Annotated in this window: 20 protein-coding genes; 8 read left to right on the top strand and 12 right to left on the bottom strand. The window is 67.5% G+C overall.

Annotated elements, in window-relative coordinates:
• Positions 1-126: 126 nt before the first annotated feature.
• The gene (locus tag KZ491_RS06480) at positions 127-777 is read right to left on the bottom strand and encodes a GNAT family N-acetyltransferase (RefSeq protein ID WP_222565035.1); all 651 of its coding nucleotides are present in this window, start codon (positions 775-777) and stop codon (positions 127-129) included.
• A gap of 170 nt (positions 778-947) precedes the next feature.
• Here KZ491_RS06480 and KZ491_RS06485 point away from each other — a divergent pair, with 170 nt between their 5' ends.
• Positions 948-1,805, top strand: coding sequence for a 23S rRNA (adenine(2030)-N(6))-methyltransferase RlmJ (locus KZ491_RS06485; RefSeq protein ID WP_222565036.1), 858 nt, complete (start codon positions 948-950; stop codon positions 1,803-1,805).
• Positions 1,806-1,817: 12 nt separating this feature from the next.
• On the opposite strand, the gene KZ491_RS06490 is transcribed toward KZ491_RS06485, so the two are convergent.
• On the bottom strand, positions 1,818-2,738 hold the full coding sequence (locus tag KZ491_RS06490; protein ID WP_222565037.1) for a cation diffusion facilitator family transporter: 921 nt from the start codon (positions 2,736-2,738) through the stop codon (positions 1,818-1,820).
• A gap of 141 nt (positions 2,739-2,879) precedes the next feature.
• Here KZ491_RS06490 and KZ491_RS06495 point away from each other — a divergent pair, with 141 nt between their 5' ends.
• The 3 genes from KZ491_RS06495 to KZ491_RS06505 all read left to right on the top strand — a co-directional run bounded on the left by KZ491_RS06495 (position 2,880) and on the right by KZ491_RS06505 (position 7,626).
• A complete protein-coding gene (locus KZ491_RS06495) occupies positions 2,880-3,431 on the top strand; it encodes a GNAT family N-acetyltransferase (protein ID WP_222565038.1) in 552 nt (183 codons plus the stop codon).
• Positions 3,432-3,480: 49 nt separating this feature from the next.
• Positions 3,481-7,020: a transcription-repair coupling factor gene (gene mfd, locus KZ491_RS06500; RefSeq protein ID WP_222565039.1), complete on the top strand. Its 3,540-nt coding sequence runs from the start codon at positions 3,481-3,483 to the stop codon at positions 7,018-7,020.
• A 153-nt stretch (positions 7,021-7,173) separates the two neighbouring features.
• Positions 7,174-7,626, top strand: coding sequence for a hypothetical protein (locus KZ491_RS06505; protein WP_222565040.1), 453 nt, complete (start codon positions 7,174-7,176; stop codon positions 7,624-7,626).
• A 36-nt stretch (positions 7,627-7,662) separates the two neighbouring features.
• Here the strand turns inward: KZ491_RS06505 and KZ491_RS06510 are convergent, their stop codons facing one another.
• Positions 7,663-9,000 carry a formimidoylglutamate deiminase gene (locus KZ491_RS06510; RefSeq protein ID WP_222565041.1) on the bottom strand — a complete coding sequence of 446 codons (1,338 nt, stop codon included), beginning with the start codon at positions 8,998-9,000 and terminating at the stop codon, positions 7,663-7,665.
• A 76-nt stretch (positions 9,001-9,076) separates the two neighbouring features.
• Between KZ491_RS06510 and hutI the strand changes: the two genes are divergently transcribed.
• Together hutI and KZ491_RS06520 are read left to right on the top strand one after the other, a co-directional pair.
• Complete coding sequence (hutI, locus tag KZ491_RS06515; protein ID WP_222565042.1) at positions 9,077-10,369, top strand: imidazolonepropionase; 1,293 nt, start codon at positions 9,077-9,079, stop codon at positions 10,367-10,369.
• A 78-nt stretch (positions 10,370-10,447) separates the two neighbouring features.
• Positions 10,448-11,659, top strand: coding sequence for a dipeptidase (locus tag KZ491_RS06520; RefSeq protein WP_222565043.1), 1,212 nt, complete (start codon positions 10,448-10,450; stop codon positions 11,657-11,659).
• Between the two features lie 79 nt (positions 11,660-11,738).
• On the opposite strand, the gene KZ491_RS06525 is transcribed toward KZ491_RS06520, so the two are convergent.
• Positions 11,739-11,930: a 30S ribosomal protein THX gene (locus KZ491_RS06525; RefSeq protein WP_043957379.1), complete on the bottom strand. Its 192-nt coding sequence runs from the start codon at positions 11,928-11,930 to the stop codon at positions 11,739-11,741.
• A 135-nt stretch (positions 11,931-12,065) separates the two neighbouring features.
• On the bottom strand, positions 12,066-12,473 hold the full coding sequence (locus KZ491_RS06530; RefSeq protein WP_222565044.1) for a MerC domain-containing protein: 408 nt from the start codon (positions 12,471-12,473) through the stop codon (positions 12,066-12,068).
• A 117-nt stretch (positions 12,474-12,590) separates the two neighbouring features.
• Here KZ491_RS06530 and KZ491_RS06535 point away from each other — a divergent pair, with 117 nt between their 5' ends.
• Complete coding sequence (locus KZ491_RS06535) at positions 12,591-14,801, top strand: TonB-dependent receptor (protein ID WP_246606597.1); 2,211 nt, start codon at positions 12,591-12,593, stop codon at positions 14,799-14,801.
• Positions 14,802-14,808: 7 nt separating this feature from the next.
• On the opposite strand, the gene KZ491_RS06540 is transcribed toward KZ491_RS06535, so the two are convergent.
• The 7 genes from KZ491_RS06540 to KZ491_RS06570 form a co-directional block, all read right to left on the bottom strand.
• The gene (locus KZ491_RS06540) at positions 14,809-15,300 is read right to left on the bottom strand and encodes a GNAT family N-acetyltransferase (protein ID WP_222565045.1); all 492 of its coding nucleotides are present in this window, start codon (positions 15,298-15,300) and stop codon (positions 14,809-14,811) included.
• Positions 15,301-15,319: 19 nt separating this feature from the next.
• Positions 15,320-15,811 (bottom strand): transcriptional repressor, encoded by a 492-nt coding sequence (locus KZ491_RS06545; RefSeq protein ID WP_222565046.1) that lies wholly within the window; start codon positions 15,809-15,811, stop codon positions 15,320-15,322.
• 52 nt (positions 15,812-15,863) lie between these two features.
• Positions 15,864-17,270, bottom strand: coding sequence for a glutamate--tRNA ligase (gltX, locus tag KZ491_RS06550; protein WP_222565047.1), 1,407 nt, complete (start codon positions 17,268-17,270; stop codon positions 15,864-15,866).
• 60 nt (positions 17,271-17,330) lie between these two features.
• Entirely contained in the window at positions 17,331-18,725 is a 1,395-nt protein-coding gene (locus KZ491_RS06555; protein ID WP_222565048.1) for a sensor histidine kinase, read from the bottom strand.
• Positions 18,712-19,395, bottom strand: coding sequence for a response regulator transcription factor (locus KZ491_RS06560; protein WP_043957384.1), 684 nt, complete (start codon positions 19,393-19,395; stop codon positions 18,712-18,714). Before KZ491_RS06560 ends, KZ491_RS06555 begins: the two co-directional genes overlap by 14 nt.
• Before the next feature lie 157 nt (positions 19,396-19,552).
• A complete protein-coding gene (gene rlmKL, locus KZ491_RS06565) occupies positions 19,553-21,742 on the bottom strand; it encodes a bifunctional 23S rRNA (guanine(2069)-N(7))-methyltransferase RlmK/23S rRNA (guanine(2445)-N(2))-methyltransferase RlmL (protein ID WP_222565049.1) in 2,190 nt (729 codons plus the stop codon).
• The gene (locus KZ491_RS06570) at positions 21,739-22,293 is read right to left on the bottom strand and encodes an alpha/beta fold hydrolase (protein WP_222565050.1); all 555 of its coding nucleotides are present in this window, start codon (positions 22,291-22,293) and stop codon (positions 21,739-21,741) included. The genes rlmKL and KZ491_RS06570 overlap by 4 nt, the downstream gene beginning before the upstream one ends.
• Before the next feature lie 94 nt (positions 22,294-22,387).
• Here KZ491_RS06570 and KZ491_RS06575 point away from each other — a divergent pair, with 94 nt between their 5' ends.
• On the top strand, positions 22,388-22,975 hold the full coding sequence (locus KZ491_RS06575) for an N-acetylmuramoyl-L-alanine amidase (RefSeq protein WP_222565051.1): 588 nt from the start codon (positions 22,388-22,390) through the stop codon (positions 22,973-22,975).
• Positions 22,976-23,010 lie beyond the last annotated feature (35 nt).

The following is a 23,010-nucleotide window of genomic DNA, read 5'->3' on the forward strand; positions in this document are numbered from 1 at the left end:
CCCCCATTAATGTTCGGCAACAAGGCGTCGAAGTGCTGGCAAAACAAGAGCCGGCCGACGCGGTTTCCCCAGTCCGGTTTTGAGTGAGTCCGCGTCTTGCACGCCGGACGAAACGCGTGGCTGGTACTAGTAGCCGCGCTCCAGCGGCCGCGTCCATGCGACCTGTCGCGCTGGCGGGAACTCCCCGCTTTCCGGCCCCGCTGGCGGGCCAAGTGGCAACGCCAGACTGCGTGTGTAGCCACGCCGCCGCCAGAACGCCTCGTTGCTGCGGCCGAACGGCGGCCGCCGGGGATCGATGTCGTCGCGCTCAGTCGATGCGAAAACGGTGGTCTCGAAGCCTCCAAGCGACCGCGCATGATTTTCGCGCTCGCTGAAGAAGCGATGCCCCAACTGCCTGCCGCGGTAGGCGGGCAGGAGAACCGAGCCGGCCAGCACGAACGCGGTCGCGGCATCGCGCCCGGCAAGATCAAAGGCCTGGCGGATCGCTCCGTGGTCGTCTTCCAGCGGCAGACCCAGGGCAGCGCCAACGATCTGGTCCCCATCCATCACCAGCACGGCGATGCTGCGCCACGCCCGCGCGCACGGTTCAAGCCGCGCCCGCTCGGCGGACGCGTCGCCATCGTGCAGGTCCGGCCAGGCCTGGAGCACCACCGCCCGCAATCGTGCAATGTCATGGAGCACCGCTGCAACGGCTGAGCCGGTGACGCAGCGCACCTCCAGCGCGCGCTGGCTGGGGTGGCCATCGTGGCGGGAGCGGGATTCCGTAAGTGGGGTCATGCCGGACATGCGGTCGTCCCCGCGGTTGATGGGCGATACCTGACGACGCCGAGTGTAGGTCACGAAAAGCGCTTTTGGTGCGGCGCCACCTGTTGTCCACGGAGCCCGGGTCCCGGCTCGCCAGGCAAAACCGCGCGCAGTCAGCACCGCCGCCGGGATACCCTGTGCGGATGAACTATCGCCACGCCTTCCATGCCGGCAACCATGCCGACGTCCTCAAACACATCACCACCCTGGCCGTGTGCGATGCGCTGCTCGCCAAACCATCGCCGCTGTTTGCCCTGGACACCCACGGCGGACGCGGCCTTTACGCGCTGGACAGCAACTCCGCCCAGCGCACCGGAGAAGCCGAGGCCGGCATTGGTCGCCTGATTGCCGAAGCACCGCGCCATCCGGCAATCAGCCGCTATCTGGCCGCGGTCAAGGCGTGCAGGGCGCAGCACGGCCCCACAAGTTATCCGGGCTCGCCGTGGCTGCTCGCGCACGCATTGCGCGAGGAAGACCGGATCGCGGTATGCGAGCTGTTGCCCGAGGAAGCCGCGCAACTGAAGACCAACTTTGCCGGCGATTCCCGTGTCGCTACCCACACCCGGGACGGCTACGGGGCGATGAAGGCCCTGTTGCCACCTCGTCTGGGCGAGCTGCGCTACAACCGCGGACTGGTGCTGATCGACCCTCCCTATGAAGCGCAACTGCAGGAGTTCGACACCATCATTGCCGCGCTGCGCGATGCGCTGGTGCGCTGGCCCAACGCCTGCTACGCGGTCTGGTATCCGATCAAGCTGCGGCGGTCGCTGAACCAGTTCTTCCGCCGCGCCGCCACGCTACCGGTGAAGTCATCGCTGCTGGCCGAGCTCATGATCCATCCGGACGACTCGCCACTGCGCATGAATGGGAGCGGCATGCTCATCGTCAACCCGCCGTGGCAGTTCGACACTACGATGCGCGAAGTGCTGCCGCTGCTGCAGAAAGCGCTGGCCGGAGGCGACGGGTCGTGGCGGGTGGAGTGGCTGAAACAGGCCGACTGAGGCCACCCGCGCTCATACCCCCGCGCGCACGTCGGGCTCGAAAAAGCTCCAGCGCACCTCGGGAAACGCCTCTTTCATGGCCTTCTCGATCGTGTTGATCTGATCCACCAGCAGCGGCACGTCCTTCTCTTCGCGCATCTGCGCCTGCACCGAGACCATCGCCTCGTTGCCCAGCTGCATGGTGATCAGGCTGATCACCCGGGTGATTTCCGGTCGGCCGTCGAGGAACTGGCGGATCTGGCGCTGACGCGCCGGATCCACGCTCTGGCCAATCAGCATCGCCTTGATCTCGATCGCCACCAGAACCGCAACCACGATCAGCAAGGCGCCAATCCCCAGCGTGCCGAGGGCATCCCACAGCGGGTTTCCGGTGATGATCGTCGCCAGTACTGCCAGCAAGGCAAACGCCAGTCCAACCAGCGCTGCCAGGTCCTCGCCGAAGATCACCACCAGTTCGGCCTGGCGGCTTTCCCGGAACCACCGCCACAGGCTGCGATGGCCGCGCGACTTGTTTACCTCCTGCAGGCAGGTCCGCAACGAAATGCCTTCGGCGATGATCGCGAATACCAGCACGGCCACTGCCCACCACAGGCTGCTCCCGGCTTCGGTTTCGCCGGCACGCAGTTTATGCACGCCCTCGTAAAGCGAAAACATTCCGCCCACCGTGAACAGCATGACCGCGACCAGAAACGACCAGAAGTAGACCTCGCGCCCGTGGCCAAGCGGATACTCCGGCGAGGGTGGCTGGCGGGCCTGTTTCATCCCCAGCAGCAGCAGCAGCTGGTTGCCGCAATCGGCGAGGGAGTGGATAGTCTCGGCCAGCATCGCGCTGGAGCCGGTGAAAAACGCGGCCGCCCCCTTGGCCACTGCGATGGCGAAATTCGCAGACAGGGCGAACAGGATCGCGCGGGTCGAGTCTCCACTTCCGGACATGGCGTCATTTCCCTTCAAGGACGGCGAGTCTAGCACCGGCAAATGCATGCTCAGCGTGGCTTTGCGCGCCTAACCCAGGGCCGGACGCCGAGGTCCGGGTGATGAATGCGGCGTTTACATGCGGTGTGCCACCATCTGCGTATGAGTAGCCGTGAACGACTCCCCCCGTGGCATGAACGCCAGCGCTTGCCCAACGGGCGCGAACTGCTGATCCGCCCGATCCGACCGGAGGATGCGGAGCCCCTGCGTGCGGGCTTCTCGTTGCTCCAGCCCAACGAAATACGCCAACGGTTCCTGCACTCCATGAAGGAGCTCTCGCAGGAGTCGGTGGAACGCTTCACCCGGATCCAGCCGAAAACCGAGTTTGCCCTGGTTGCCGCCGAACCCCTGCCACCCGGCGAGGCGCTGGTCGGCGCCGTGGCCCGGATCTCGATCGACCCCAACGGTCGTGACGCGGAGTTTGCGATCCTGGTCAGCCACTTCATCGCCGGCATGGGCCTGGGACGCTATCTGATGACCCGATTGGTGAAGTGGGCACGCGGCAAGCAAATTGAGCGCGTCTATGGCGACGTGTTCGAGCACAACCTTCCGATGCTCTCTTTGGCCGAGTCGCTGGGCTTCGTGCGCGAGTCCCAACAGGACGGGCTGGTCCGGGTCACCCTGCGACTGAACCCGGCGGACGGGGACCACTGACCTCCGAACCCGTACGCCAGCCGGCACCATCGTCTAAAATGGCCGGCTGATGCCTGCCTCCCCCTCTCCAACACCGCCGCTGCCGAAAGCGGGCCATCTGCGTGCCTGGTGGCGCGCGCCGGCTTCACTCTCGGCCCTCGCCTTCCATATCGCCCGCGCCGCCGCCGCCCATCCCGGGCCGCTGCTGGCAATCGTGCGCGACAACCAGTCCGCGCAGCAGCTGGAAGCGGATCTGCACACCTTGCTGGGTGCCGGCGCGTCGGCCGGCGACGCCGCGCCACCAGGCAGCGACGCGGCATCGCTGCCGGTGCTGCACTTCCCGGACTGGGAAACGCTGCCCTACGACCATTTCAGTCCGCACCCGGAAATCATCAGCCAGCGCCTGGCCACGCTGAACCGGTTGCCGCGGTTGCAGCGCGGCATTGTCGTCGTGCCGGTGCAGACGCTGCTGCAGCGCCTTGCGCCGCTGCGCCACGTCGTCGGCGGCAGTTTCGATGTCACTGTCGGCCAGCGCCTCGATCTGGATGCCGAGCAGCGCCGGCTGCAGTCGGCCGGATACCACCACGTGCCGCAGGTGCTCGACCCGGGCGACTTCGCAGTCCGCGGCGGCTTGCTGGACGTCTATCCAATGGGCGCATCGCGGCCGTTCCGGGTGGAGCTGCTGGATGACCAGATCGACACCATCCGCGGCTTTGACCCGGAGACCCAGCGCTCCGAGGACAAGATCGATGCTGTCAAGCTCCTGCCCGGCCGCGAACTGCCGCTGGACGAGGCCTCGCTGAAGCGGGCGCTGGACGCGCTGCGTGAACGCTTCGATCTGGATACCCGTCGCAGCGGCCTGTATCAGGACCTGAAGGCCGGCACGGCGCCTTCGGGCATCGAGTACTACCTGCCACTGTTCTTCGACCAGACCGCCACCCTGTTCGACTACCTGGATGAGGCGACGCTGCCGCTGCTGGGCGAAGGCGTCAACGAGGCCGCCGACGCGTTCTGGCGCCAGACCGGTGAGCGCTACGAGCAGCGCCGGCATGATCTGGAGCGGCCGCTGCTGCCGCCTGACGCGCTCTACCTGTCGCCGGACGCGCTGCGCGAACGGCTGAACCAGGTCGCGCGCATCGAGGTCTGCGGCGAGTCGCATCCGCAGAGTGCGCGCGCCGAAGTGCTGGCCAGCCAGCCAGCCCCCGCCCTGCCGATCAGTGCGCGTGACCAGGTCCCTGCCGGCGAGTTGAAATCCTTCCTCGACCACTATCCGGGCCGGGTCCTGATCGCCGCCGATTCGGCCGGACGCCGCGAGGCGCTGCTGGAGATCCTGCGCGCAGCGGAACTGGAGCCGGAGGTGCTGCCGGACTTCCAAGCCTTCCTGCGCAGCAATCAGATCACCGCCAACGCAACGACGGGCGCTGCCGGCGACACCCGGTTCGCCATCGCCGTCGCGCCGCTGGAGGACGGCTTCGCCCTGACCGCACCCGCGCTGGCGGTGCTGACGGAGCGGCAGCTGTTCCCCGAGCGCGCCACCCAGCCGCGTCGTCCCCGTCGTGCGGGACGTGAACCCGAAGCGATCGTCCGCGACCTGGGCGAGCTGTCCGAAGGCGCGCCGATCGTCCACGAAGATCACGGTGTGGGCCGCTACCGCGGGCTGGTCACGCTGGAGGCCGGTGGCGAGAAAAACGAATACCTGGAGATCGAGTACGCCAAGGGCGACCGCCTGTACGTGCCGGTCGGCCAGCTGCACCTGATCAACCGCTATTCCGGCGCATCGGTGGAAACCGCGCCACTGCACTCGCTGGGCGGTGAGCAGTGGAGCAAGGCCAAGCGCAAGGCGCAGGAAAAGGTCCGCGACGTCGCCGCCGAGCTGCTGGAGATCCAGGCCAAACGCCGGGCCCGCGCCGGACTGGCGATCGATTTGGACCGGGCGATGTACGAGCCGTTCGCGGCCGCGTTCCCGTTCGAGGAGACCCCCGACCAGCACGCCGCGATCGAGGCGGTGCTGCGCGACCTGCAATCCAGCCAGCCGATGGACCGGGTCGTGTGCGGCGACGTCGGCTTCGGCAAGACCGAGGTCGCTGTACGCGCAGCTTTTGCCACCGCCGCCGCCGGCAAGCAGGTCGCGGTGCTGGTACCGACCACGCTGCTTGCCGAGCAGCATTACCGCAACTTCAGTGACCGCTTTGCCGACTGGCCGTTGAAGGTGGAAGTGCTGTCGCGCTTCAAGACCCCCAAGCAGATCAAGGCTGAACTGGAAAAGGCGGCCGAGGGCACGATCGATGTCATCGTCGGCACCCACCGGCTGCTGCAGAAGGACGTGCGCTTCAAGGATCTGGGTCTGGTCATCGTGGACGAGGAACAGCGCTTCGGCGTGCGCCAGAAGGAGGCGCTGAAGGCCTTGCGCGCCAACGTGCACCTGCTCACCCTGACCGCCACGCCCATCCCGCGCACCCTCAACATGGCGATGGCGGGACTTCGCGACCTGTCGATCATCGCCACCGCGCCGGCCCACCGCATGGCGGTGCAGACCTTCGTGGTGCCGTGGGACGACAGCCAGCTGCGCGAGGCATTCCAGCGCGAGATCTCCCGCGGCGGCCAGGCCTATTTCCTGCACAACGACGTGGAAAGCATCGGCCGCATGCAACGCGAACTGGAAGCGCTGGTGCCGGAGGCGCGCATCGGCATCGCCCACGGCCAGATGCCCGAGCGCGAGCTGGAGCGGGTGATGCTCGACTTCCAGAAGCAGCGCTTCAACGTCCTGCTGTGCTCGACCATCATCGAGTCGGGGATCGACATCCCCAACGCCAATACCATCATCATCAACCGCGCCGACAAGTTCGGTCTGGCCCAGCTGCACCAGTTGCGCGGCCGCGTCGGCCGCTCGCACCACCGCGCCTACGCCTACCTGGTCGTGCCGGACACGCGCTCGATCAGCGCCGATGCGAAGAAACGCCTGGATGCGATCGCGGCGATGGACGAACTGGGCGCCGGTTTCACCCTGGCCACCCACGACCTGGAGATCCGCGGGGCCGGCGAATTGCTTGGCGAGGACCAGAGCGGGCAGATGGCCGAGGTCGGCTTCAGTCTGTACACCGAACTGCTGGAGCGGGCGGTGCGCAGTATCCGCCAGGGCAAGTTGCCCGATCTGGATGCACCCGAAGAACGCGGCGCGGAGGTCGAGCTGCACGTTCCCGCGCTGATCCCCGAGGACTACCTGCCCGACGTGCATACGCGCCTGACACTGTACAAGCGGATATCCGGCGCGCGCGACGCGCACGATCTGCGCGAGTTGCAGGTGGAGATGATCGACCGCTTCGGCCTGCTGCCGGATCCGGCAAAGCACCTGTTCGCAATCGCCGAGCTGAAGCTGCAGGCCACCGAACTGGGCGTGCGCAAACTGGACATCGGTCCCACCAGCGGTCGCTTGCAGTTCGTCGAGAAGCCCAAGGTCGACCCGATGGCGGTGATCCGCATGATCCAGGGCCAGCCGAACCTGTACCGCATGGACGGCCCTGACAAGCTGCGCCTCAGCCTGGAGCTGCCCGAGCCCTCGGCCCGCATTGCTGCGGCGCGCGCGCTGCTGATCGCACTGGCACCGTCGTGATCCGCAGGGCTAAATCACGCAATCGCAATCGCCGATGCAATTCCGCCGGCAATTGTCAATCCCCGCAGCGTGCTTTAAGGTCGGTTGAGCAGTGTGTTGTGATGCATTGCACGGTCCGACGCGGAGAGCTTTCCGCAATCAGGGGAAACACCAATGAACAAGACGGCATTCTTATTGCCGCTGTTGCTGGTCGCCGGTGGCGCTCACGCACAGCAGGCCAGTGGCTGCCCGCAGCTGGACGCGAGTACCGGCCTGACCTGGGAGTACCGCGGCGGCGATGGCGCGGATTTCTGCCGCGCGCTGCGCGCCGACGGCTCCGAAGCGTTTGGCATGTACATCAGCAAGAAGCCGACCTTCTCGCCGCAGCGCAGCAACCGGGTGGAGAACGGCAGCATCGGCGGCCGCGATGTCCAGTGGTACCGGGCTGAACTGGCCGGGCAGCCGGAAATCGAGGCACGCGAGACGCTGCTCAAACTCGACGATGGCCGCAGCGCGCATGTGTGGACGCAGGCACCCTCGAAGGACCAGCTGCAGGAGGTTTTCGAGCTGACCCGCGATATCGACTTCTCGACCCGTCACACCGCAAAGGTGATTGCCGGTCAATAGGCGCCGGCCCGCGTTCGGGATGCGCCTGTCCGTGGGCTAGCTGTCCTGCGCGAGCAACCCGGCAACCGCCTGGTGATAGCGCGCGGCGATCGGGTCGGCATCCACATGCCGGCCGCCATCGACCATGCAGCGACCGTCCACCCAGGTCTGTCGCACCAGCGAGCGGTTGCCACTGAAAATCCAGCGATCCACCGCGTCCGCGTCGGTAGCGCCCGCAAATTGCGGCGCGTCCCCGTCCAGCACGAGCACGTCAGCGCCGGCCGCATCGAGACGATGGCCGGTGGCGTCCGCGGCACTGGACAACACACCCCTCAGCAGGGTTTCGCCCACGCTCGACGTCTCGGCGCCCACCGCGATGTTGCGTCGTCGGGTGACCAGACGCTGTCCGTATTCAAGCCAGCGCAGCTCCTCCACCGGCGATACCGACGAATTGGAGTCCGAGCCCACGCCCCAGTGTCCACCGGCGTCGAGATAGTCGCGCAGCCGAAACAGGCCATCGCCGAGGTTGGCTTCCGTGGTCGGGCAGATCGCCACCGTGGCACCCGATCTGGCTACACCGGCAAGCTCCGCGTCGTCCAGATGGGTGGCGTGGACCAACGTCCACCGCTCATCGACATCCGCGTGGTCCAGCAACCACTGCACCGGCCGCACGCCGCGCAGAAGCAGGCATTCCTCCACCTCGGGAAGCTGCTCGGCGATGTGGATATGGACGCGACTGTCCGCAGGCAGCGCCGCAAGCACCTCGCGCATCGCCTCTGGCGGTACCGCGCGCAGGCTGTGCAGCGCGCAGCCGACGTGCAGGCGCCCGTTTTCTTTTTCCCGCAGCGTGTCCAGCAACCTGAGGTAGGCGTCCACGGTGTGGCCGAAACGTTGCTGGCGCGGCTCCAATGGCCGGCCATCGAAGCCACCGGTCATGTACAGCACCGGCAGCAGCGTCATCCGGATGCCCACGTCGGCCGCGGCGTCCACCAACGCCGTGGACATCGCCGCGGGGTTGGCCCACGACTTGCCGCCCGGGCCGTGATGCAGGTAGTGGAACTCGCACACCGTCGTGTAGCCGGCCTCCAGCATTTCGGCATAGAGCTGCGATGCGACCGCATGCAGCGATTCCGGAGTGAAGCGGTCGGCGAAGCGGTACATCGTCTCGCGCCAGGTCCAGAACGAATCCTCCGGATCGGTCTGCGACTCGGCCATGCCCGCCATCGCGCGCTGGAAGGCGTGCGAATGCAGGTTCGCGATTCCGGGCACCACACGTTGCGGCGTACGCGAACCACCGCGCGCTGGCAGCTGGTCCACGCGGTGGCCACTTTGCGGCAGCGGCCCATCGCGCCAACCATCGGGGTACCAGATCCTGGCGCTCGCATTGCTGTTCATCGCCCGATTGTCGCCTGCCTCGAGTGCGCTGGCGACCTGATCTGGCGGGCGCGTGCGTGTTCCCTACAATGACTCGATGACCATTTCCGCTGAAGCAAGCGACGGTGGCGCGAGGGCGCCTGCCTCCACCCGCTCTCCGGACGCCACCGGTGAGCCCTGGGATGGCCTGATCCTGGGTGCATCACTGGTGACGCTGGTCGGTCCCGAGGGCTACGGCGAAATCAGCGATGGCGCGCTGGGCTGGCGCGACGGCCTGCTCACCTATGCCGGTCCGCGCGAGGGCCTGCCGGGCAAGCCTGGGGCGCTGGCGCGCGATGTCATCACCACCGACGGCTGGATCACCCCCGGCCTGGTGGACTGCCACACCCACCTGGTGTTTGCCGGCGATCGCGCGCGGGAGTTCGAGTTGCGCCTGCAAGGCGCCAGCTACGAGGAAATTGCACGCGCCGGCGGCGGAATCCTGTCCACGGTGGAAGCGCTACGTGCCTGCGATGAGGACGAGTTGCTGCGCCAATCGCTGCCTCGCGCACGCGCCCTGTGCGCCGACGGCGCGACCACGCTGGAAATCAAGTCCGGCTATGGACTGGACTTCGAAGGCGAGCGGCGGATGCTGCGCGTGGCCCGCCGGATCGGCCGCGAGCTGGGCGTCGGCGTGTGCACCACGTATCTGGCAGCGCATGCCTTGCCGGTTGAATTCCAGGAACAGGCAGACGCCTACATCGACGAGGTGATCCAGTGGCTGCCCAGGCTCCACGCCGAAGGCCTGGTGGATGCGGTGGATGCCTTCTGCGAGGGCATCGGGTTCACGCCGGCGCAGACTCGGCGCGTATTTGAGGCCGCGCGCGCGCTGGACCTGCCCGTAAAGCTGCACGCCGACCAGCTCAGCGACTTGGGCGGAGCGGCCCTGGTGGCCGAATTCGGTGGTCTCTCGGCCGACCACGTCGAGCACACCAGCGAGGAAGGCGTGCGCGCGATGGCCGCTGCGGGCGTGGTCGCGGTGCTGCTGCCCGGCGCGTACCATGTGTTGCGCGAAACCCGGTTGCCGCCATTGGCCGCATTCCGGGAGCACGGCGTAGCCATGGCGGTCGCGACCGACTGCAACCCCGGTACATCACCGCTGCTGTCGCTGCGTCAGGGCATCCAACTGGCGTGCACCCATTTCCGCCTCACCCCGGATGAGGCCTTGCGCGGGGCGACCGTCAACGCGGCGCGTGCTCTGGGCCTGGGCGACCGCGGCGCACTGCGGGAGGGCCTGCGTGCCGACTTCGTTCGCTGGAAGATCCGCCATCCGGCCGAGCTGGGCTACTGGCTGGGCGGAGATCTGGCCGGCGGCGTGTGGATTGGCGGCCAGCGCGTGCATCCGCAGTAACGCCGGCGCGGTCGATTGCGGCACTATCGACCGGTCGAACCCCACGCCGCGCAGTCGCGCGGAACCCTTGGAGAGATCATGCACCGCACCCTGCCCTTCCTGCTGCTCGCACTCGTTCCCGCGCTCGGTTTCGCCCAGTCGCCGCCGCAGCCCAAGGCCACCGACGCCGCCCGGGCGCTGGCACAGGATGCGGTGATCGTGGATACCCACATCGACGCCCCCGGCATGCTGACCGATCGCTGGATGGACCTTGGCAGCGATGCACCGGGGCGCGAGTTCGACTATCCCAAGGCCCGCGCCGGCGGCCTGGACGTCGCTTTCATGTCGATCTACACCTCGGCCAAGCAGGACGAGGACGGCGTGGCCTGGCAGGTCGCCAACACCATGATCGATTCGGTCGAGGCACTGGTCCAGCGCCACCCCGACCGGTTCGCGCTCCTGCGATCGCCGGGTGATGTCGAGCGCCTGCGCAAGGGCGGGCGGGTGCTGCTGCCGTTGGGGATGGAAAACGGCGCGCCCATTGGTGATGACCTGGCCAACCTGAAGTTCTTCTTCGATCGCGGGGTGCGCTACATCACCCTGGCCCACAGTGCGGCGAACCGGATCGCCGATTCCTCCTATGCGATCGAGCGCAAATGGAACGGGCTGAGCCCCTTCGGGCGCGAGGTCGTGGCCGAGATGAACCGGCTCGGGATCATGATCGACGTCTCACACGTCTCCGACGAGTCGGCGCGCCAGGTCATCGCGCTGAGCACCGTGCCGGTGATCGCCAGCCACTCCGCGTTGCGTCATTTCACCCCGGACTTCGAGCGCAACATCAGCGATGAATTGGCCAAGGCGATTGCCGACAAGGGCGGCGTGGTCCAGATTCCCTTCGGTACGGCTTTTGTCGATCCTCAGGGTGCAGCGGACACCCAGGCGCACTTCCGCGCCATCAACGACTTCAACCGGCGCAACGCCGAACTCCGGGCGGCCGGCAAGCCGGAACTTGACCGGGAGACGTTCAACCGCGAATGGTCCGAGGCGCATCCGGCGCCGCAGACGCCGATCGACGCCGTGCTGGACCAGATCGACTATGCCGTGCAGCTGATCGGGATCGACCACGTGGGCATCGGCTCGGACTTTGATGGCGTGGACGGGGAGCTGGCCGATGGCCTGCGCAGCGTGGCCGACTTCCCCAACCTGATCAGTGGCCTGCAGTCGCGCGGTCATAGCGACGCGGATATCCGCAAGATCCTCGGCGGCAACCTGCTGCGTACGTGGGCCGCGATCGAGGCCGGCGCGCACTGACCTGCCGGGTCGCGCATCGCGCAAAAAGGAAAGCCCCGCATTTGCGGGGCCTCTGCTCACAACGGCATGACGCCGGTGTTTACTCCTTGGCGACGGTCTTCTTGGCCACGACCTTCTTGGTCGTCGCCTTGCTCGCGGCCTTGCTGGCGGCAGTCTTCTTTGCTACGGGCGCACTGGCGGTGCCGGCGGCCTTGGATACGGCCGAGCGGGAGTTGCCGTAGCTGGAGTTGAAGCGCTTGCCCTTGGCGGTCTTGCGGTCGCCTTTGCCCATGATTTTGCTCCCGGTTGGGTATTGATACGATTGAAAAACCCGCACCTCAGGGGTGGACACCGACTCGTTCTGCCAGTGCCACGCGTGGCGCGGGGAGCTTCAAATCTTAACATGGGCACTTGCCTGCCCGCGTGCCTAGTGGTGGCAGCAGGCGTCGTGCACGTGTCCGTGGTTCAGGCGCAGGTTGATCACATGCGCCACGCCCACCAGCGTGCCGCCAAACGTCATCGCGACGGCATGAGGGACCACGCTGGCGTGCAGCGGCTGATACAGAACCGCCATCCACAGCACACCCAGACCCGTCAATAACAGCCACAGCGCCCGCGCGACGCCGTGCCGCCGGTAACCCTGGAACAGACTGAAGACGCCCAGCAAAGTGGCAAACACCACGAAGGCCTGCTCGAAACGCTCGCTGCCCATGCTCATCAGACCGACCGCCGGCAGGAGCGCAATGGCCACCGGGAGCAGCGCACAGTGCACGGCGCAGATGATGGAACCCGAGGCGCCGAGACGGTCGAGCAATCGATGGGTAAGCGGTGACATCAGGACACCTTCAGTGGATGCATGACTTGTGGGGGACTTGCCGACGGATTGGAATAATATAACATTTCGGTCCCGTGTCACTATTTCTGCAGGCTGCCCGTGTCTCCAGCGTCTCTTTTGCGCCGTAAGTCCCTCTTCCTTGCTTTGCTTGCCGCCCTGGTGATCGCACCGTCCGCGTCTGCCGCCGACACGGCGGCGACGGCGCCGCAGGCGCACGACCCGGACCATGAGCCGGTCGACCTGAGCGCCGTCCAGGTCCGCGCCTCGGTCCTGCCAGGCACGGCCGAGGATCTGGCCCGCCCGGTCGAGATCCTTGCCGGCGAACGGCTGGACGCGGCCAAGGCCAGCTCTTTGGGCGAGACAGTCAACAAGCTGCCCGGCGTGCAGTCGTCCTATTTCGGTCCCGGCGTCGGCCGTCCGATCGTGCGGGGTTTTGACGGGGCGCGGGTCCAGGTGCTCAGCGATGGCCTGGGTTCGGGCGACGTCTCCACGGTCAGCGCCGACCACGCGGTCAGCATCGAGCCCTTCCTCGCCAACCAGATCGAGGTCCTGAAGGGACCGTCCACCCTGCTCTACGGCAGCGGCGCCATTGGCGGCGCGGTGAACGTGATCGACGGACGCATCCCCGAGACGGTCACCGCCGAGCCTTTGCAAGGAAGGGCGGAACTGCGCGGGGGCACGGTCAATGACGAGAAGACCGGGATGCTGCGGCTGGATGGGACGTCCGCCTCGGGCAATCTGGTGTTCCACTTCGATGCATTGCATCGGGAGACCGGCGATTACGCCATCCCGGGATTTGCCGAAAGCGCCCGCCAGTTGGCCGCCGAGGGTGAGATCCCGGAACCCGGAAGCTCGGGAACGCTGGCCAACAGCGCCCTGCGCACCGACAGCGCTGCACTGGGGCTGTCCTGGGTTGGAGGGCGTGGCTTCGCCGGCGTGGGCTACTCGTTGTTCAATACCCGCTACGGCGTGCCGGGCCATTCCCACGGGGACGGTGACGGCGATGGCCACGATGCCGACGATGACCACCACCATGGCGAGGACGCCGTCCACATCCTGATGGACCAGCGACGCACCGAGGTGCGCGCAGGGCTCGACGAGCTGGGGGCGTTCGAGACCCTGCGGATCAAGTTCGCCGACACCCGCTACACCCACACCGAGTTCGAAGGCGAGGCTATTGGCACGGTGTTCGACAACGCCAGCAAGGAAGCGCGACTGGAGCTGGTCCACCAGCCGTGGGCCGGCTGGCGGGGCGCATTCGGTGTGCAGTGGGCGAATCGCACGTTCGACGCCGTCGGCGAGGAGGCGTTCGTGCCCGGCACCGAAGGCAACGACACCGGCCTGTTCTGGATCGGCGAGCGCCGCAGCGGCGACTTCAAGTTCGAGCTGGGGGCGCGGCATGACCGCAACACCATTGACGCCGTCCCGCAGCCACTGGCGCCCCTGCGGTCCAACTCGCGCAAGTTCGAAGCCATCAGCGGGTCTGCGGCCGTCCAGTGGGAGCTCAATGACCGGTTCCACGCCTCCCTCGGGCTGGACCGTTCGCAGCGGGTGCCGACCGCCGAGGAGCTGTTCTCCAACGGTCTGCACGTCGCCACCGGAACCATGGAGATCGGCGACGACACGCTGGGCGTGGAAACCGCAAACCGGCTTGAGCTGGGAGTGCGCTGGCATGGCGAGCGCATCGATCTGGGCGCGGCGATCTACGGGATCCGCTATGCGGACTTCATCTACCAGGCCAGCCCGACGTCGCTGGACAATCCCGGCAATCCGCTAATGGACGATGGCGTGCCCGTGCGCCTGTGGAACCAGGCTGATGCCCGCTTCCACGGGATGGAGGCTGACGCGACCATCGCGCTGGTGGACAACGACCTCGGCGCCTGGGACCTGCGGGTGTTCGGCGATGTCGTGAGGGGCAAGCTCGCCGACGGCGTCGAGCGCGACGTCGACGTGGGAGTTTTTCACGGCGAGCACGTGCACCGGCACGCGGCGCGGATCAGCGAGCGAGGCAACCTGCCCCGACTGGCGCCGTCGCGGCTGGGCAGTGAACTGTCCTGGAGCAACGGGGCGTGGCGTGCATCGCTGGGTGCGGTGCGCTACCTGAAACAGGACCGGGTCGCGGCCAACGAAACCGTGACTCCCGGTTACACGCTCGTCGACGCCCATCTGGCCTGGCATCGTGACACCCCGTCGGGTAACGCATGGGAGGTGTTCCTCGACGGCAGCAACCTGCTCGACCGGGAGGCCCGTCCACACACCTCGTTCCTGAAGGACCTGGCACCGCTGCCGGGCCGTGGCATCGCGTTCGGCGTGCGCGCCTTCTTCTGAGCCAAGCCTAGAGCGCGCGCCCCATATACAGCGCGCCGTCGCCGTATTGCCGGACCTTGCGCGCCAGGTCCGGCGCCACATCCAGCGTCTGGAAGCCCATTCGCTTCCAGAATCCATCCGCTCCAGGCACCGCCACCAGCTCGGCACGCCGCAGCCCGCCGCGCCGGCCCGCCTCCAGGACGGCGTCCACCAACCGTCCGCCCAGCCCGGTTCCCTTGGCGCGGGCAGATACCGAAAGGTCGTGCACATAGAGGATCCGCGGCCCGTCGCCGCTAAGCGGCGACAGGACGGTATCGACGGCCGGCGGCTGCCGGCTGAGCCACGGATGGGCGAGGATATAGCCCACCGCCCGCTGATCGATCTCGGCGACCTGACTACACCCTTCAGCCAGCCGAAGGCGACTGGCAAATGCCTCCAGAGAGTCACGCAGCGCCGGCGGGTAGCTTTCGCCCTGCAACTCGAACAGGGCCGTCAGGTCCTCGCAGCGCGGGGCTCGCACCAACGCCCCCATACCAACCCTACCTGCTCGCTGCATCTGCGCAGGCGGCGCACAGGCCGTGTACTTCCAGGATCTGCGCCCGCGGGATGAAGCCCAGCCCGCGGGCGCGCAATTCCAGCGCCTCCACGATGGTGTCGTCTTCCAGTTCTGTCGCCGACTGGCAGCGATCGCAGATCAGGAACGGCACCGCATGCTGCTCGCCGCCAGGATGGTGACAGCCGACGAAGGCGTTGACCGAGGCCAGCTTGTGGATGAAACCGTGCTCAAGCAGGAAGTCCAGCGCGCGATACACCGTCGGCGGCGCGGCGGCGTCGTGGGTGGCCTTCATCCGGTCCAGCAGCTCGTAGGCCTTCAGCGGCCGCTCGGCATCGGCGATCAGGCGCAGGGCGTTGGAGCGGATCGGCGTCAGTCGTAATCCGCGTTGCGCACACAGGCGCTCCACCTCGAGCACGAAGGCGTCGCCATCGTGGACGTGGTGTTTGGGATCGGTGCAGTCGTGGACAGGGCTCATGTCGGCAGTGTGGCCTGCAACGGGCGCGCGTGAGCGCGCCGTTGCGACCGGTCTAATCCTCCAGCGGAATCCTGGCAAGCGCCGCGTCGATCCGGCGCAGCGCCTCGGCTTGGCCAGCCAGGTAAACGGTATGCGAAATGTCGGGGCTGATCTGGGTACCCGTCATGGCGACGCGCATCGGCTGGGCGACCTTGCCCATGCCAAGCTCCAGCGCGGCGGCGGTGTCGTGCAGCGCGCCGTTGATCGCCTCCACGTTCCAGTCGGCCAGTGCGGCCAAGCGCGCACGGGCATCCTCCAGCGGCGCCCTGGCGGCTGGCTTGAGGTGCTTGGCCACGGCGGCTTCGTCGTACTCCGTCAACGGCCCGAACCAGACCGCCGCGCGCTCGGCCATGTCCTTGAGCGTCTGCACGCGATCGCGCAACGCCAGCACGATGTCCACCGCTGCCGGGCCATTGGCAAGGTCGTAGCCCGCCTGCTGCAGGTGCCAATGCAGGTGTACGGCCACCGCGGCGGGGTCATCGGTCTTGAGGTACTGCTGGTTCAGCCAGCCCAGCTTGGCCATGTCCAGCCGCGATGCGCTGGCATGGACGTTCTTCAGGTCGAACAGGGCCTTCATTTCCTCGATCGAGAAGATCTCCTGATCGCCGTGCGACCAGCCCAGCCGCACCAGGTAGTTCAACAGGGCATGCGGCAAATAGCCGGCGTCACGGTATTCCATGACATCCGCTGCACCGGTCCGTTTGGAGAGCTTGGCGCCTTCCGGGTCCAGGATCATCGGCAGGTGGGCGAAGTGCGGCACCTCGACGCCCAGGGCGCGGTAGATGTTGATCTGGCGCGGGGTGTTGTTGACGTGGTCGTCGCCGCGGACGACATCGGTGATGCGCATGTCCATGTCATCGACCACCACCGCGAAGTTGTAGGTCGCGTAGCCATCGGAGCGGAAGATAACCAGGTCGTCCAGTTCGCTGTTGGCGATCTCGATCCGGCCCTTGACCTTGTCATCCCACGCGACCACGCCGTCGAGCGGATTGCGGAAGCGGATCACCCGGTTGGGGTCGTCGCGAAAACCCGCATTCCGGTCACGGTAGGCGCCGTTGTAGCGCGGCTTGGTGCCGGCCTTGATCGCCGCCTCACGCATCGCGTCCAGCTCGTCGCGGGTCTCGTAGGCGTAATACGCATGGCCGGCGGCCACCAGCTGTTCGGCGACCTCGCGGTAACGGTCCAGGCGATGGGTCTGGTAAACCGGGCCCTCGTCGTAGTCCAGGCCCAGCCAATCCATCGCCGCGAGGATGGCGTCGATCGCCGCCTGCGTGCTGCGCTCGCGGTCGGTGTCCTCGATGCGCAGGACGAACTCGCCGCCGCGGTGGCGCGCCTCCAGCCAGCAGTACAGGGCGGTGCGGGCGCCGCCGATATGCAGGTATCCGGTCGGGCTGGGTGCAAAACGGGTGCGGCAGGTCATGCGGTCGGGCTCGTGCGGGGTGGACCAAGGATGGTACCGCGCCCGCCACTGCCGGGCTGCTCAACTGGCGTTGAAATCCGGGGCGTCGCCAGCATCGGGTAGGTTCTGCGCGTCGAAGGAAAGCGTCGCGATCACCCCGAACTCGCGTCCCGGCTGGACCGAGACGCTCCAGCCGTACAGGGCGCACAGCCGGCGTACGATCGACAAACCGATGCCGCCGCCTTGCGTGTGCCCGGCGTGGGTACCGCGATAACCGCGCTGGAAGATGCCGGCGGCGTCCTCGGCGCTCAGTCCGGGGCCCGAATCGATCACCTGCACCGCGCCCTCCAGCATGCGCACGATGACCTCGCCTTCGGTGGTGTACTTCACCGCGTTGCCAATCAGGTTGCCCAGCGCGACGGCGACCGCCGCCTCGGGCGCATCCACCACCAATGGCCCGGCGTTGTCTTCCAGCCGCAGCACCAGCGGCTTGCCGGCCAGTTGGGTGCGATGGACGTCAAGCGATTGCGCCGCCAGTTTGGCCACGTCGGTGGAACCGTGGCCGCGCTCGTTGCGCGAGAGCAACAGCAGTGCGCTGATCAGGTCGGTGCATTGCTGCTCGGCGCGCTGGATGCGCATCAAACGGGTGCGCGTCTTCTCATCGAGCTGCGGGTTGGACAGCAGCAGCTCGACCGCGCCGCGGATGACCGCCAGCGGCGTGCGCAGCTCGTGACTGACGTCGGCGTTGAACTCGCGATCGCGCTGGACCACCTCGGTGAGGCGACCGGCGTAGTCATCCAGGGCCTCGGCAAGCTGGCCGACCTCGTCGTCAGGGAAATGGTCGGCCAGTGACTCCGAGGCGGCACTGCGCCCGGACTCCTTGAGTCGATTGGCCAGCTCCGACACCGGGCTCATCACCCGCGAGGCCGACCACCAGCCCAGCACCAGCGACAGCAGGGTGAACACCAGCACCGAGGCGTACAAGGCGTGGTTGAAGCGCTCCTCGCTGCGCATGGTCGGGGTCATGTCGTAGGCGAGGAAGAACCACGCCTGCGGCGTCTTGCGCACGGCCAGCTTGTAGGCGAACTCGGTGCCGTCCGGGTCGCTGCCAACCATGCCCGTGATCCCGTCCGACAACGCGTACCACTCCGGGCGGCTGATGCGCACCGACTCGAACTTGTCGGGTGTATAGACGTAGGCGCGGACCTGGTCGAAAGGGAATTCGCGGTTGTTGGGGTCCACCTCGAACTGGTGCGCCGCGTTGGCGAGGTTGCGGTTCATCACATCCTCGATCAACTGGTTCTCCACCCGCGCGCGGGTCCAGTTGGTCGCCCAGGCGAACAGCAGCGTCAGGCTGAAACCCAGCAACACGAACGACAGGATGATGCGGCTGCGCAGCCGCCGCCGGTAACGCATGCGCCGGTTGGGCGCTGGGCCGTTGGGTGCTGGCGCCCGGGGGACCTCAGCTTTCCGCATCGAGCTCGGCGATCCGGTAACCGATACCGTGGCGGGTGTGGATCAGCGAGGTCGGGAACGGCTTGTCGACCACCGCGCGCAAGCCGTGGATGTGGACGCGCAGGCTGTCGGAGTCCGGCAGTTCCTCGCCCCAGACACGCGTTTCCAGCTCCTGGCGCGTCACCACCGCGGGAGAGGACTCCATCAACGACTGCAGGATCTTCAACCCGGTCGGGTTGAGCTGGAGGAGCTTGCCCTGACGACGCACCTCCAGCGTGTCCAGGTTGTATTCCAGGTCGGCGGCGGTCAGCACACGGGTCTTGACGCCACGCCCGCGCCGCGCGAGCGCGTTCAGTCGGACCTCGACTTCCTGCAGCGCGAAGGGCTTGATCAGGTAGTCGTCGGCGCCGGAATCGAACCCGGCCAGCTTGTTGTCCAGGGTGTCGCGTGCGGTCAGCATCAGCACGGGGGTCTGCTTGCGCGCCTCGTTGCGCAGCTTGCGGCAGACCTCCAAACCATCGATGCCCGGCAGGTTGAGATCCAGCACGATCGCGTCGAAATCGTGCACGACCGCCAGATGCAGGCCGGTGATGCCGTCGGCGGCGAAGTCGACCGTGTGGCCGCGGTCTTCGAGGAAGTCGCCAAGGTTGGCGGCAATGTCCTGGTTGTCTTCAATGACGAGGATGCGCATGGAGTCTTCCTGTTTGGGGTGGACGCCGGCCGGGGCCGTGTCGGAACCGGACAGGCGGCATGGGACGCCCGGCGCGGTGGATCACCCGATTCTGCCAGACCGGGACGTTGGAGAATGTCACCGGCAGGCGCCGACGCGCGCGCCGTGCAGCGTTACTTCAGCGTCGCTGCACGCGCCAGCAGCGATGGATGCGGGTGTTGCGGGCGAAATCCGGCGGGATCGTCTGCGCGGTGATCTCTTCGAAGGAGGCAAATTCCGCCACCGCCGCCTCGTCCAGACGGAAGCGTCGGAAATTGTTGGAGAAGTACAGCACGCCGTCGCGGGCCAGCCGATCGACCGCCGCGCGCAGCAGCCGGACATGGCTGGCCTGGACGTCGAAATCGTCCGCGCGCTTGGAGTTGGAGAAGGTCGGCGGGTCGCAGAAGATCAGGTCGTATTCGGCCTGATCGGCCTCCAGCCAGGCCATCGCGTCGGCCTGGACCAGGCGGTGACGGGCGCCGCCCATGCCGTTCTCGGCCAGGTTGTCGGCGCACCATTGCAGGTAGGTCGGCGACAGGTCGACGGTGGTGGTCTGGCGCGCACGCCCGACCGCGGCGTGCATGGTGGCCGCGCCGGTGTAGCCGAACAGGTTCAGGAACCGGGTGTCCTCGGCCTCGGCCGCGATCCGCAGGCGCAGTGGCCGGTGGTCGAGGAACAGGCCGGTGTCGAGATAGTCGAACAGATTCACCCGCAGGCGGGCATCGCCTTCGCGCACGGTGAGGTACTCGCCGCGCTGGTCGAAGCGGCCGTACTTGGAGCCGCCCTTGCCCCGCGAACGGGTCTTCAGCGCGACCTGCTCACGCGGCACATCGAAGACCTCGCGGGCGGCGGCCAGCAACTCGTTCAGACGCCGGCGCTGGAGCGGCTCGGGAATATCGTCCGGCGCGGCGTATTCCTGCACGTGCAGGAAGGTCCGCGGCGTCATCTCGTCCGTCTGGTAGACGTCGATCGCCGCCGAGTATTCGGGCAGGTCGGCGTCATAGGCGCGGAAGCAGGTCACCGCCTCACGCTGGCGCCAGGTCTTCAACTTGCGCAGGTTCTTGCGCAGGCGGTTGGCGACCATCTGCGCCCCATCGGCCAGCGCGGGCGCTTCCTCGCCGGATTTGCGCTCGCGCTGCGGCGGTGCCACCGGATCGACCGTGATCAGGGTGCACTCGATTGCGCCGTTGAACATCTGGTACTTCTTCAGTGCGCGCAGGCCGGTGGCATGGGCCAGCTCGGCGTCGCCGCACAGCAGGCTGGCCCGCCAGTCGGGCACGGCGCGCTTGAGTGCGTCGCCGAGCGCGCGATAGAGCACTGGATCGGCGGCCAGCCGCAGGTCGTAGGGCGGATTGCAGACCACCAGTCCGCCCGGCGTGTCGCTCCCGGCGGGGGCTACCTCGGGCCGCGGCAGTACCGGGATCGACCCCAGACGCAGGCCTTCGACCGCGGCCGTTTCCCACTTGATCACGCCGGTCAGCCCGGCCAGCACTTCGTTCTCCTGCGCCGCGGCAATCGCCTGCGGATCACGGTCACGGCCGAAGAACACCGGGCGCAGCGCGGCGCGGCCGGCGACTTCGCGCTGGCGCGCGTCATCGAGCAGCGACTGCCAGTGCTCCTGGTCAAAGCCCTTCCAGCGGGTCGGCGCGAAACCACCGTGTCGCAGCAGGCCGGGCGCGACGTCGGCGGCCATCAGCGCACCCTCGATCAGCAGGGTGCCGCTGCCGCACATCGGGTCCAGCAGCCCGCCGCCGGCGGTATAGACCTGCGGCCAGCGGCCACGCATCAATACCCCGGCGGCAAGGTTTTCCTTCAACGGGGCCTCGCCCTGCTGCTGGCGCCAGCCGCGTCGATGCAGCGGTCCACCGCCCAGGTCAATGGAAACAATCGCGCGGTCCTTACGCACCACCAGGTTGACGCGGACATCGGGGGTTTCCACATCGACGCTCGGGCGCATGCCGGTGGCGTCGCGCATCACGTCGACGATCGCGTCCTTGACGCGCTGGGCGGCGAAACGGGCATGGGTCAGACCGGTTCCCGAGACGTGCGCATCGACCGCGATGGTGTCGCCCTCGCCGAGCTGAGACGGCCAGTCGATCGCGGCGACGCCGGCGTACAGCGCCTGCTCGTCAGTGCAGTCAAAATCGGCGATGGGCCACAGCACGCGGCTCGCCAGGCGCGACCACAGCACCGCGCGCTGCGCATCCAGCAGGCTGCCTTCCACGTTCACCCCGGCCATGGTCGCGGTCGCCCGGGCGCAACCCAGTGCGAGCATCTCGTCGGCCAACAGGTATTCCAGGCCCTTGCCGCAACTGGCGAAGAACTTCATTGCACGTCTCCGCGATCATTCGTCCGCTGCAGGCTCGACAGCAAACCCGCAAACGCGTCAGCACTGGCCTGCACGTGGCGCGAAAGCCGGTGATCGTCACGGACCATCAGCAGCCGGGCGCGGCGCTCTTGCGCCCAGGCGACGACATCGACGTAGGGGATGAGCTCATCGTCCCAGCCATGGATGATGCTCAGCGGCACATCCGCGGCATCGATCGGATGCGCGGCGTTCATGCGGATCGGCGGCGCCATCAGGAACAGGCCGGCCACCGGAACCTGCAGCGACGCGTGCGCGGAGATGAAGGCGCCCAGGCTGGACCCGGCCAGCACCACCGGTCCGCGTGCGGCGGCGGCGCGGGTCAATCCCAGCAGTCGCTGCAGGCGCTGCTGGACGTCGCCCAGAGGGCTGACGGCGGCACGGGCGTCCAGATCCGTGAAATCGGGACGCTCGCAGGTCCAGCCGAGCGCCACCGCGGCCTGCGCCAGCGCCGTGACCTTGGTCGCGTCGGGCCCGCTCTCGAAGCCGTGGGAAAGGATGCAGTGTCCGCGCATGGCAAATCCGGAAGAAGAAACGCACGGCGGCGGCGACGTGGCGGGCACGGCGCGCGCAGCGGTGTCTGGGGCCCGCGATGCTAGCATCCGGGCCATGCCCACCGAGCCTGACGCCGCTGCTGCCGGCCCCGACATTCACGCAGCTCCGCTGCCCTATCAGCAGCGGCTGGCCGCGCGCGCTCAGACCTCGATCGATCTGGTGGTGATCCACTGCACCGAGCTGCCCGACCTGGCGATGGCGCGCGAGTACGGCGAGCGCGTCCTTTATCCGGACTCCGGCACCGGCAACAGTGGCCACTACTACATCGACCGCGACGGCGCGATCCACCAGTACGTCGATCTGGACCGCGTCGCCCACCACGTGCGCGGCTACAACGAGCGGTCCATCGGCATCGAGCTGGTCAACCGCGGCCGCTACCCCGATTGGCTCGACTCCCGCCACCAGGCGATGGAGGAACCCTATCCCCAGCCCCAGGTCGATGCGCTGCTCGCGCTGCTGGACTGGCTGCGCCGTGCCCTGCCCTCGCTGCGCAATATCGCCGGCCACGAGGACCTGGACACGGAGCTTGCCGTAGCGAGCGACGATCCCGACCTGCAGGTGCCGCGCAAGCGCGATCCGGGGCCGCAGTTTCCATGGGCCGAGGTGCTGACCGCGACTTCGCTGGAACGGCTGCCCAACTGAGCCCAGTAAGGCGGCATCGCGCGACATCCACTACA

Origin of the sequence: Novilysobacter antarcticus (genome assembly GCF_019802285.1) — a bacterium.
Taxonomy (GTDB): domain Bacteria; phylum Pseudomonadota; class Gammaproteobacteria; order Xanthomonadales; family Xanthomonadaceae; genus Novilysobacter; species Novilysobacter antarcticus.